Origin of the sequence: Citrobacter sp. Cf132, assembly GCF_030333885.1 — a bacterium.
Classification (GTDB): Bacteria; Pseudomonadota; Gammaproteobacteria; order Enterobacterales; family Enterobacteriaceae; genus Citrobacter; species Citrobacter freundii.
This window is the reverse complement of record NZ_JAOWFA010000068.1, coordinates 62,276-72,927: the sequence shown is the minus strand read 5'-3', so window position 1 is coordinate 72,927 and position 10,652 is coordinate 62,276. Positions and strand designations below refer to the sequence as shown.

Annotated in this window: 11 protein-coding genes and 2 pseudogenes; 3 read left to right on the top strand and 10 right to left on the bottom strand. The window is 53.1% G+C overall.

Annotated features, from left to right (window positions below; genetic code table 11):
• Positions 1-34 precede the first annotated feature (34 nt).
• Positions 35-640, bottom strand: coding sequence for a recombinase family protein (locus tag OGV85_RS19250; RefSeq protein ID WP_000509966.1), 606 nt, complete (start codon positions 638-640; stop codon positions 35-37).
• Between the two features lie 94 nt (positions 641-734).
• Here OGV85_RS19250 and OGV85_RS19245 point away from each other — a divergent pair, with 94 nt between their 5' ends.
• A complete protein-coding gene (locus OGV85_RS19245) occupies positions 735-3,632 on the top strand; it encodes a Tn3-like element Tn5403 family transposase (protein ID WP_023307208.1) in 2,898 nt (965 codons plus the stop codon).
• 32 nt (positions 3,633-3,664) lie between these two features.
• Here the strand turns inward: OGV85_RS19245 and OGV85_RS19240 are convergent.
• The 3 genes and pseudogenes from OGV85_RS19240 to OGV85_RS19230 all read right to left on the bottom strand — a co-directional run.
• Positions 3,665-3,859, bottom strand: a pseudogene (locus OGV85_RS19240) (IS110 family transposase); the annotation flags it as partial.
• Positions 3,860-3,958: 99 nt separating this feature from the next.
• Positions 3,959-4,272, bottom strand: a pseudogene (locus OGV85_RS19235) (Tn3 family transposase); the annotation flags it as partial.
• Between the two features lie 26 nt (positions 4,273-4,298).
• Positions 4,299-5,051, bottom strand: a complete 753-nt coding sequence (locus OGV85_RS19230) for an alpha/beta hydrolase family protein (protein WP_023307212.1) — start codon at positions 5,049-5,051, stop codon at positions 4,299-4,301.
• A 241-nt stretch (positions 5,052-5,292) separates the two neighbouring features.
• On the opposite strand from OGV85_RS19230, the gene OGV85_RS19225 reads away from it, so the two are divergent.
• Positions 5,293-5,592: a hypothetical protein gene (locus OGV85_RS19225; RefSeq protein WP_023307211.1), complete on the top strand. Its 300-nt coding sequence runs from the start codon at positions 5,293-5,295 to the stop codon at positions 5,590-5,592.
• A gap of 62 nt (positions 5,593-5,654) precedes the next feature.
• Here OGV85_RS19225 and OGV85_RS19220 read toward each other — a convergent pair whose 3' ends face one another.
• The 3 genes from OGV85_RS19220 to OGV85_RS19210 form a co-directional block, all read right to left on the bottom strand.
• Entirely contained in the window at positions 5,655-6,428 is a 774-nt protein-coding gene (locus OGV85_RS19220; protein WP_023307210.1) for an SDR family NAD(P)-dependent oxidoreductase, read from the bottom strand.
• Between the two features lie 65 nt (positions 6,429-6,493).
• Positions 6,494-7,195: a DsbA family oxidoreductase gene (locus tag OGV85_RS19215; protein ID WP_023304046.1), complete on the bottom strand. Its 702-nt coding sequence runs from the start codon at positions 7,193-7,195 to the stop codon at positions 6,494-6,496.
• A gap of 65 nt (positions 7,196-7,260) precedes the next feature.
• Positions 7,261-8,367, bottom strand: coding sequence for an alkene reductase (locus OGV85_RS19210; RefSeq protein WP_006687059.1), 1,107 nt, complete (start codon positions 8,365-8,367; stop codon positions 7,261-7,263).
• Positions 8,368-8,579: 212 nt separating this feature from the next.
• On the opposite strand from OGV85_RS19210, the gene OGV85_RS19205 reads away from it, so the two are divergent.
• Positions 8,580-8,909, top strand: coding sequence for a thioredoxin family protein (locus OGV85_RS19205; protein WP_023304047.1), 330 nt, complete (start codon positions 8,580-8,582; stop codon positions 8,907-8,909).
• Positions 8,910-8,938: 29 nt separating this feature from the next.
• Here OGV85_RS19205 and OGV85_RS19200 read toward each other — a convergent pair whose 3' ends face one another.
• The 3 genes from OGV85_RS19200 to OGV85_RS19190 form a co-directional block, all read right to left on the bottom strand.
• Positions 8,939-9,277, bottom strand: a complete 339-nt coding sequence (locus OGV85_RS19200) for a carboxymuconolactone decarboxylase family protein (RefSeq protein WP_000888080.1) — start codon at positions 9,275-9,277, stop codon at positions 8,939-8,941.
• 4 nt (positions 9,278-9,281) lie between these two features.
• Positions 9,282-9,863, bottom strand: coding sequence for a TetR/AcrR family transcriptional regulator (locus OGV85_RS19195; RefSeq protein ID WP_023304048.1), 582 nt, complete (start codon positions 9,861-9,863; stop codon positions 9,282-9,284).
• A 141-nt stretch (positions 9,864-10,004) separates the two neighbouring features.
• The gene (locus OGV85_RS19190; RefSeq protein ID WP_023304049.1) at positions 10,005-10,562 is read right to left on the bottom strand and encodes an OsmC family protein; all 558 of its coding nucleotides are present in this window, start codon (positions 10,560-10,562) and stop codon (positions 10,005-10,007) included.
• Positions 10,563-10,652 lie beyond the last annotated feature (90 nt).

The window sequence follows — 10,652 nt, the reverse complement described above, 5'->3', positions numbered from 1 at the left end:
TGGGGTCGGTTCCGGCTGAGGGCGAAATGACACCCTAAGCGTTAGCTCTGTGTCGTTGCACGATGTCAGCGACGGTATTCTTGCTGATACCGAGCTCGCGTGCGATCCAGCGATAGCTGCGTCCCTCGGCCCTCATCGCAACCACCTTAGGCAAAAGTCGGTCTGATTTTGGTCGCACTCCGGCCTGACGACCAAGCCTCTTACCACGTGCCTTCGCAACAGCAAGGCCTGACTTGACCCGCTCGCTGATGAGATCCCGCTCAAACTCCGCAATGCCGGAAAGAAACGTCGCCAGCATTCGTCCATACGGCGACGAAAGATCGAACGCCATTCCATTCATGGCTATCACGGAAACCTTCCAGTTCTCCAGTTCACGTAGCGTATTGAGCAGATCGAGCGTCGAGCGCCCCCACCGGGAAAGCTCAGTGACCAGGATTGCATCAATTTGTCTGGACTGGGCAAGCGCCAGGACTTTCTTTCGCTCGGCCCGGTCGAGTTTAGTTCCTGAACCTGTTTCCTTAAATATTCCCACCACGTCGTAGCCGGCACGGCCGGCGAAGGCTCGCAGATCAAATTCCTGGCGTTCACAAGACTGATCCGCTGTTGAAACCCGGCAGTAAATGGCGGCACGATGTCCCAATTGAACCCTCCTGGATTTTTGTATCGGAACGCCCTGATTTATATGGGCTGGCTGTTGTCCAAAACAGACTATACTTCAAAAGGGACGAATTTGTATGTCACGACGCCATATTTTCACCGAACGGCAGCGAGCAGCGCTGTTCGATCTGCCCACGGACGAACTGTCGCTACTGAAGTTCTACACGCTGGGCGATGATGACCTGGAAAACATTAGGCAGCGCCGCAGACCGGAAAACAGGATTGGCTTTGCCCTGCAACTTTGTGCCTTACGATATCCGGGCCGTGCACTGGCTCCTGGTGAGATGATCCCGCGTGAAGTCCTTTCCTTCGTCGGTGCTCAGCTTGGAGTTCCGGCTGATGCGCTTCTCACTTATGCCACACGGCGCCAAACCCGTCAGCAGCACATGGACACGCTGCGCGAAATTTACGGCTACAAGACCTTCACGGGCCGTGGTGCCCGTGATCTGCGGGAGTGGACTTTCGGCCAGGCCGAAGATGCCAGATCAAACGAGGATCTTGCTCATCGTTTTATTGTGCGGTGTCGGGAAACTTCCACCATTCTGCCCGCAGTATCGACAATCGAGCGCTTGTGCGCGGATGCTCTGGTCGCCGCTGAGCGGCGGATTGAAACGCGGATTGCGGAAAATTTAACAGCGGATGTTCGCGATCACCTGGACAAACTTCTGAGTGAAATGCTCGCCGGCAATATCAGTCGTTTCATCTGGCTTCGCAACTTCGAGGTTGGTAACAACTCGGCTGCTGCTAACCGTTTGCTCGACAGGCTCGAATTTCTGCGTACCCTGAATATCAATCATAGTGCTTTGGCCAGCATACCTGCCCATCGCATTGCCCGGCTGCGTCGGCAGGGTGAACGCTACTTCACCGACGGTTTGCGTGACATCACTTCGGACCGCCGCTGGGCGATCCTTGCCGTCTGTGTTGTGGAGTGGGAAGCGGCGATTGCTGATGCCATAGTCGAAACCCATGACAGGATCGTAGGAAAAACCTGGCGGGAAGCGAAGCGCCAGCATGACGAAACAATTTCCGGCTCTAAAGCCACACTCACGGATACGATCCGTACCTTCACCGCGCTGGGAGCTTCGTTGCTTGAGGCCCGCAGTGACGGAACCCCGCTGGAGATGGCTGTCGCCAGTTCGGTTGCATGGGACCGGCTCGCTCAACTGGTAGCGACAGGGACTCAACTCAGCAACACGCTAGCCGATGAGCCTCTTGCATATGTCGGGCAGGGATACCATCGCTTTCGTCGTTATGCGCCCCGCATGTTGCGCTGTCTGAAGCTCGAAGCCGCGCCGGTCGCCGGACCATTGGTAGCAGCAGCTTTGTCGATCGGAGAGATGAAAGGTGTTGCATCGCCAGAAAGGCGTTTCCTGCGGCCCAGCTCCAAATGGAACCGTCATTTACGAGCTCAGGAAAAAGGAGATACCCGTCTTTGGGAAGTGGCGGTACTCTTTCACCTCCGGGATGCTTTTCGTTCCGGAGATGTCTGGCTCGCTCATTCGCGCCGCTATGGTGACCTCAAGCAGGTACTGGTGCCGATGATCGCGGCGCAGGAAAATGCAAAACTGGCCGTGCCTTCCAACCCACAGGATTGGCTGGCAGACAGAAAGGCGCGACTCACGATCGCTCTTAAGCGGCTGGCCCGGGCTGCCCGTAACGGCACTATTCCGCACGGTAGCATAGAAGATGGAACGTTGCGGATCGACAGGTTGACAGCAGACGTGCCGGATGGTGCCGAGGCACTCATACTGGATCTGTATCGCCGAATGCCGTCCGTTCGGATTACCGACATGCTGCTTGAAGTTGATGCAGCCCTTGGTTTCACAGATGCGTTTACCCATCTGAGAACCGGGGCTCCATGTCGCGACCGGATCGGTCTGCTCAACGTCCTGCTCGCTGAAGGGCTCAATCTGGGCCTGCGTAAGATGGCGGAAGCTACAAACACGCATGATTACTGGCAGCTCTCACGCCTTGCCCGCTGGCATGTTGAAAGCGAAGCCATGAACCAGGCATTGGCAATTGTGGTGGCCGCGCAGGGTAAACTGCCGATGTCACGCGTCTGGGGGATGGGCACGTCAGCATCGAGCGATGGTCAGTTTTTCCCGACAGCGCGGCATGGCGAAGTCATGAACATGGTCAATGCCAAATATGGTTCTGTTCCCGGCCTCAAAGCGTATACTCACGTAAGCGACCAGTTCGCGCCATTCGCTTGTCAGTCGATCCCGGCGACCGTGAGCGAGGCACCGTATATTCTCGATGGACTACTGATGAACGAGGTCGGTCGCCATGTTCGCGAACAGTATGCCGATACAGCAGGATTCACCGACCATTTGTTCGGAGCCAGTAGCCTGCTCGGCTACAATCTCGTTCTGCGAATCAGGGATCTGCCATCGAAGCGGTTGTACGTATTTAATCCCGATACGACCCCCAGGGAGTTACGCAAGTTGGTAGGTGGAAAAGCCCGGGAGGATCTTATCGTTGCGAACTGGCCTGATATTTTCCGTTGTGCCGCGACGATGACCGCTGGCAAAATCAGGCCCAGCCAACTCCTGCGCAAGCTCGCTTCTTACCCACGACAAAACAACCTTGCAGTTGCGCTTCGTGAAGTTGGTCGTATTGAACGGACCCTTTTCATTATTGAGTGGATCCTGGATACGGACATGCAGCGGCGTGCTCAGATCGGTCTTAACAAGGGAGAGGCCCACCATGCGCTCAAAAATGCGCTCCGTATCGGGAGGCAGGGGGAAATTCGCGATCGCACGACAGAGGGGCAGCACTACCGAATCGCTGGGCTCAATTTATTGACTGCGGTGATCATTTACTGGAATACCGTCCATCTTGGTCATGCCGTCACGGAGCGGCGGAACGAAGGGTTGGATGTTCCCCCTGAATTTCTTCCCCACATATCCCCATTGGGCTGGGCGCACATTCTACTGACTGGCGAATATCTTTGGCCCAAGGAACCGAAAGCTTAGGGTGTCATTTCGCCCTCAGCCGGAACCGACCCCAACTTGCGTGCCATAAAGTGAGAACCGCCACAGGCTTCCATTGCGATGGTTGTAGCGGGGCATGTCGCCAAAAATTCGATCAACTTTGGCCGGGTAAATTTTTTACGGTAAACAGCCTTCCCGCGACGATCCTGGCAATGAATATGGAAAGAGTTTTTACCCAGATCGATACCAATGAGCGCAATGTTTTCCATGATAGTTCTCCGAATGAAAGCCTGTCCTCAGCATAGTACCGGGAAGGAGGGAGTGACCATCTCATTAATTATCCCACGCTAAGACTATATTTTGTACAGCAGTGGAGAAGGATGAGAGACCAGCAGTTCATTAACAGGAACTCCTTTTTGCTTAAGCGGCTCAATGGTTCTTTCTATATAAACCGTATTCCAGAGTGTTATCGCCGCCGTATGTAGTGTCAGCGCCGGTGGCGTGGTAATTCTGATCCTCCCACCCCCATATCCCTGATTTCACTCAGCCGGTGCATAAAGGATGCTCGCCCAAGGGCCTCCCCCTTATACAGCCCCGCCTGTATGCATCGGCCTGAGCCTTTATCGCAAAATCAGTCCAGCATAAACAGTGTCCGATCTCTGCAGAAAATCGCCCTCAGCGCTACGAGTTTGAACGCATTTACTCTGTTTAAAGGTAACATTCGCTCCACGATATAATGATATCGGCAACGTATTCAGCATCCTGAGCATGTGTCAGAAGGTGATCAGCCTTACCCAGGGAAATGAAACTCTTGGGATGCTTAGCTGCTTTGAATATTTTCTCGGCCTGCTCAATTAACACGGTATCATCTTCAGTCGCATGAAAAATCAGCAGAGGCTTGTTCATGGCGAACACCTTATGAGCGATTTTGTGTTCCTGAATATTGTCCAGCATCTGTTTCTTTAACGTAAATACCCGCCCGGCCAGCTCAACGGGATAGGCTCCATGCTGGTTAATGTTTTCAACATCATCCTTAAAAAGACGTTTTACGTGTGTCAGTTCTCCGGGTGATCCTATGGTGACAACGGCCTTTGCCTCAGGAACTTCGCCGGCGATAGACAGGATGGCAGATCCCCCCAGGCTATGACCGATGAGCAAAGAAGGCGCTTCGTACTGTCGGCGGAGATAATCTACCGCGCAAAGCAGGTCCGAAATATTGGATGAGAAGTTGGTGTTGGAAAAATCCCCTTCGCTGTTTCCCAGACCAGTAAAATCAAACCGGAGAACGGCGATAGCTTTCTCTGTCAGTTTCCGCGCAATACGCGCCGCGCCTTTGAGGTCTTTGCCACACGTAAAACAATGAGCTAACAGCGCAAACGCTTTAGGATTTTCAGGAAGTTCAAGCAATCCGGCCAGTTCTTCACCCGCCGCATTTTTGAACGTAAATTTTAGTTTTTTCATAGGATATTCCGGGCCTTAAACTGATGTCATATGTTTGATCGCAGGAGAAAAAAAAGCTTCTGCTCTGCATCTGGCATAACGCGTTTTCCGTCCTCCACTGGGGATGTGAAACAGAATTCATTCCGAATGCCTGTCCTCACCTTCCAGTTTGAAAGCTGGTTATTGCTTCCTGTTCGGTGATCACTTACGCCATGCTTCCAACTAGATGGTAGTTTGCAGGATTTTTGTGAGGACTTCTCGAATGGCCAGGTGCGCGCTCATTCTTAAAATATCACTGGCAATGCTGGCATTTGCGGCAAACTCCATTCTGTGTCGTCTGGCCCTGCAAGGAGGCCACATTGATCCCCTTTCATTCAGCAGCCTCAGGCTGGCCAGTGGTGCATTCGTCCTGTCCCCCTTCCTCTTTTATCACGCCAGGACCACATTATCGCTGTGGCGTCCGCTGAGCGGGTTTTACCTCATGGCGTATGCGGTGCTGTTCTCTGTCGCCTATATCCAGGTACGGAAACAGGTCGTGAATATCCTGAGTGAAGCCTGCTGAAGACATTCTGGCGACAAAAAAATGCCGCCCGTAAAGGGGCGGCTCATGCCAGCGTCACGGGGTTATCGTCTGACCGCCATGATGCCCGCATCGACATCCCAGATAGCGCCCGTCACCCATGAGGTTTTGTCAGACAACAGGAAGAGAATAGTGTTTGCAACGTCTTCGGCAGTTCCGACGCGTCCCAGCGGGTGGAAATCGTTCAACGACTTCATAGCATCAGCGATATCCGCTTTGTCCATGAAGCCTTCGTATATTGGCGTATGAACAATCCCGGGAGACACAGCGTTGACACGAATACCCGCGCTGGCCAGCTCAATCGCCAGATTACGCGTCAGGGCATGCAGACCCGCTTTTGCCATAGAATAGGCCGAGGCCGGCGAGTCACCCAGTGCTGCCTGGGCGCCAATCGAACCGACATTGACGATAGACCCTTCGAGCTTCGCGGCGAGCATGTTCTTCACGACATCCTGCGTAATAAAGAACGTGGCGCGGTTCAGCGCAAGATACATGTCATAATCGTCAAAGCTGTGATCGGTAAAGCCTTTCGGCATGAAGATCCCGGCGGCATTCACCATCAGGCTGATATCGCGGTGGCGGGCATTAATTTCCCGACGGATAGTTTCCATACCTTCTTCGGTCATCAGGTTCGCCGCAATAACCGCAACCGGTCCCAGAGGACTCAGTTCTTTTTGCACCGCTTCGGCTTTGTCTTTTTTATTCCCGGTCAGCACCACACTGCCGCCCGCTTCCAGTACCATGCGTGCGACGGCCAGACCCATGCCGCTGGTACCGCCGACGACGAGCAGTTTTTTACCTTTGAAAAAAGTGTTCATTTTCTGACTCCATTACTGGTGGGTAAGACGTTGCCGGCAGGGTGAAACTGCCGGCGGTTGACGGATTAAATACTGCAGCCATCCGTTCCGCAGGTCTGACCCGCCGTGGCTGAAAATTCGGTTTGCTGTTCATCCCATACCTGACGCAGGGCATTCAAAAAGTTATCTGCTGCCTGAGCCCCGCTGATGGCATATTTTTCGTTCATCACAAAAACCGGAACGCCGCTGAGGCCAATAGACTGTGCGTGGGCTTCATCGTCGGAAACGGTGGCGCGAAAATCGTCATTTTCCAGGGCGGCTTCAGCGTCAGCTTTCGGCATACCGGCTTCTACGGCCATTGCAACGAGCTGCTGACGGTCAAAGAGAGAGCGACCTTCGGTGATACTGCCGTGATAAAAACGTTCTTCCACCGCGTCCGCAATTCCGGCCTTACGCGCGGCAACCAGCAGGGTGTGTGCATCTTCTGTATCACCAAACATCATGCCGTCAAAGTTGTAGATCAGACCTTCAGATTTACCGGCGGTGCCCACCTGATTCATCATCAGCTCCGCTGAATGCTGACTGCCCAGTTTTTTAACGATGGCATCCTTAAAAGGCATAGCGGGAGTACCACCGGCCAGACGGTAGCTGTGATGACGGAGCACCACCTGATCGCGAAATTCAAAGCGATTCAGACCCTGTTCAAATCTTTTTTTAGCAATCCAGCACCACGGGCAGACCAAATCTGACCAGATATCGATAGTAAGGGTGGGTTTCAGCGTTTGCATAATGATTCCTCAAAGACCTTGGGCGGTCGGGTCTCACTTATCAGAGAACCGCGACCGTATGGGATTTATTGCGCCTGCCAGACCGGGTAATCGGTATAGCCTTTTTCCGGGGAACCACTGACGCCGTAGTAGGTGGCGCGGTCACTTTCTGCCAGTGGCCAGCCGTTTTGCATTCTTTCAACCAGATCCGGGTTAGCGATGTAGGGCACACCAAATGCCACCAGATCCAGCTCATCATCTTCCAGAGCCTGCTCTGCGATATCACGGGTAAACCCGCCGGCAGCGATGATGGTGCCTTTAAACGTGTTGCGAAAACGGCGGCGGAATCCTTCCGGAAGTGGCGCTTTGGTGTACACCGGCTGATAGTAAAGGTGTACGTAGGCCAGTTCCCGCTGACCGAGCGCGTCGGTGATGGCTGACCAGGTTTGCTCTTCACCTTCATACGGCGCGAGGTCATAAATGCGGCCGAACGGTGACAGGCGCACGGCAACGTGGCTGTTACCCACGGCTTCCGCCACGGCGTCAATGGTCTCCAGCAGGAAACGCTGACGATTTTCCACCGAGCCGCCGTATTCGTCGGTGCGGGTGTTCAGTTCGCTACTGAGGAACTGGTCAAAGATGAATCCGTTTGCAGCCATGATTTCCACGCCGTCAAAGCCGGCTTCCATCGCCAGGCGTGCGGAGTGCACGAAGTCTGCAGTGATGCGTTTCACTTCATGCGTTTCCAGCGCGCGTGGCTGGCTTGGTACAACCGGGCCCGGTTCTCCGGATTCGGTCAGCGCAAAAACGGTGGTATTGACCGCCTGAACGGTGCCCGCTGAAACCGGCGCTATGTGGCCTGGCTGAAGAGAGACGTGAGACATACGGCCGACGTGCCAGAGCTGCGCGAAAATACGGCCACCTTTGGCGTGAACCGCTTGTGTCACCTTACGCCAGCCCTGGACGTGTTCGTCGTTGTAGATACCAGGGGTATAAAGGTAACCCCGGCCTTCTTCTGAAACCGGCATCCCTTCGGTGATGAGCAGGCCAGCAGAAGCACGCTGTGCATAGTACAAAGCCACGACCTCATCCGGCACGTCATTCATGGTGCGGGTGCGGGTCATCGGTGCCATGACTACACGGTTTTTTAACGCCAGGCCAGACAGATTGTAGGGGGTGAAAAGCTTACTCATCGTGTACCTCACAAAAGCAAAAAGGAGTTATCCCGACAGGGATTTGCACAACCCGGAAGTATCATCGACCGGACGTCGCGCACTGGAGTTGCATAAACATCTGATGGGTGGCAATATACCAACCATCTAGTAGGTAGGTCAATGGGCATGCCGTACTTTTTCTCATGACGCGGCCATTTTTGAATTGTCACTCACTTTGCGAGGTCATCACCATGCGTACATTAACATCCTATAACGAAGATAATTTCCGCCAGATAGAACAGTACAAAGGAATATCGGTGGTACGTTTCTCTGCACCCTGGTGTCCGCCCTGTCAGGCCAGCGAAGAAATGTTCAGTCAGTTTGCAGACCGGCTCGATGGAGATATTCAGGTGGGGAAAGTCAATGTAGATCAGGCGCCGGTGCTGACAACCAAATACGAGATCTGGGGGCTGCCGTCTGTGCTGATATTTCATGAAGGGCAATTAGTTAAACGCATACCGGGTGTGAAACCTGCATCGGTATATGCTCAGGCGATTGCGGACATAAAAAAAGGGCAGTAATGCCCTTTCAACGTGGAATTTATTAATGCTTAACCGCGTGCCTGACCGACAGCATCCAGAGTGCGGGCTGAATAAATGACCGCAGCGCCAGCGTTGAGGTTAATCGCCACGCCCAGAGCTTCAGCAATTTCAGCGTCGGTTGCACCGGCTTTCACAGCGGCGTCGGCGTGAAAAGCAATGCAGCCGTCGCAGCGCGTTGTGACAGCGCACGCCAGGGCAATGAGTTCACGCACTTTTGCGCCCAGAAGGTCAGTTTTGTTACCTGCGTTGCCTAGGGCAACCACGCCTTTCATGGTCTCGGGGGTCAGTTTGCCCAACTCACCTAAACGTTGCATTAACTCTGAGCGATAGTTGTTCCAGTCCAGCATAGTGTCATTCTCCTGAATGAGGGGTATTAAGAAGCAGTTTTATATACTTAAGGCTGTTGGTGAAGACTTCGGGTCTGGCCGTTGCATGCGCCACTACGCTTGAGCCTTCACAGACATTAATGATCATCAAAGCAATATCTGATGGTTCGGCATGGGATGAAAACTCACCTGACTCCATGCCCGCCCTGACGACTTTTGTGAGCCACTCGATTTGCATATCGAAATAAAGTGATGTCTGTACAGTAATTGCCTGAGGCAGATTGGCGGTCTCCGCTGACAACGCACAACACAGTGGCAGTAGTGAAGCTTTATGGCTTTGCGCGAAGATATCGATGTAGGCCGCAATTCTTTTCTCCGCGCTTTTCTCAGTCGCCTCTATCTGCTCAAATACGCGTTGTGTATCGGAGAACGCCTGTATTACCACCTGCTCACCCAGAATATCTTTGGTCGGGAAATGGTGATGAATACTGGCCTTGGTGATACCCACTATTTTTGATAAATCAGCATAGCTGAATGCTGAATACCCTTTTTCGCGCATCAGGTGTTCTGCTTCGCTGAGCAGCCGTTCCCGTGTCATGGTTGTCATAATTACTCCATATAATCTACTAGTTGATAGATTATATTGTTGCTATTTTTCCGTAGCAAGTTGTATCACTGACTCAGTATCGTGCAGAGCTGAACGTCACTGCCATCCTGCATTCTGAATGGCAGCATTACATCTCTGACATCACGCCAGGCGTGTAATCATTTCAACCGGATTAGCCAGAGTATCGTGGATTGGCGAATTCTTTTGCATTTCGCTGACCAGCGCTTCTAACTCCTCGCGACTGGCGGTCTTGCTCGTAAGGTGAACATCGACGCGAATAGATTTCGCACCTTTACGCACGTTGCTGTCCAGCCCAAGGAAGCCGTTGAGGTTGATATCGAAATTAAGATCCAGCTCGATACCGTCCAGGTCGATCCCTTTTTCAGCAGCCATCATGGTGAGGGTGGCGGTATAACAGCCAGCCAGCGCCTGCATGATGTATTCAGTCGGGCTCATGCCGGTATCGGTGCCGAGTAAACCTGCGGGTTCATCACCGATATTAGAAAATTTCCCTGCGCGGCTGTTATCGATAACGCCGTTCTGGATTGTGGCGCCGGTCTCTGTGCGAACGGTTAATCCGCCGCTGGAACGGGCTTTCATCTGGAAAGTCAGGTTACCCAGGCCAGGCTGGCTGCGAACTGCTTCACGGGTATTGTGGATCGCAGCTGCGTCTGCAGAAGGTTTAACGGTAGTAGACATAATGGCTCCTGTAATTTCTTGATAAAAGGTATAGCTGGTGCAATCAATACCAACCATCTAGTTGGTAGATTAGTATCGCGAACCTCTTTT

Excerpts from the sequence above, each read along its gene's own strand:
- OGV85_RS19210 (WP_006687059.1), bottom strand. The coding sequence starts at position 8,367 with ATGAGTAAGCTTTTCACCCCCTACAATCTGTCTGGCCTGGCGTTAAAA.
- OGV85_RS19205 (WP_023304047.1), top strand. The coding sequence starts at position 8,580 with ATGCGTACATTAACATCCTATAACGAAGATAATTTCCGCCAGATAGAA.
- OGV85_RS19215 (WP_023304046.1), bottom strand. The coding sequence starts at position 7,195 with ATGCAAACGCTGAAACCCACCCTTACTATCGATATCTGGTCAGATTTG.
- OGV85_RS19200 (WP_000888080.1), bottom strand. The coding sequence starts at position 9,277 with ATGCTGGACTGGAACAACTATCGCTCAGAGTTAATGCAACGTTTAGGT.
- OGV85_RS19230 (WP_023307212.1), bottom strand. The coding sequence starts at position 5,051 with ATGAAAAAACTAAAATTTACGTTCAAAAATGCGGCGGGTGAAGAACTG.
- OGV85_RS19220 (WP_023307210.1), bottom strand. The coding sequence starts at position 6,428 with ATGAACACTTTTTTCAAAGGTAAAAAACTGCTCGTCGTCGGCGGTACC.
- OGV85_RS19245 (WP_023307208.1), top strand. The coding sequence starts at position 735 with ATGTCACGACGCCATATTTTCACCGAACGGCAGCGAGCAGCGCTGTTC.
- OGV85_RS19190 (WP_023304049.1), bottom strand. The coding sequence starts at position 10,562 with ATGTCTACTACCGTTAAACCTTCTGCAGACGCAGCTGCGATCCACAAT.
- OGV85_RS19225 (WP_023307211.1), top strand. The coding sequence starts at position 5,293 with ATGGCCAGGTGCGCGCTCATTCTTAAAATATCACTGGCAATGCTGGCA.
- OGV85_RS19195 (WP_023304048.1), bottom strand. The coding sequence starts at position 9,863 with ATGACAACCATGACACGGGAACGGCTGCTCAGCGAAGCAGAACACCTG.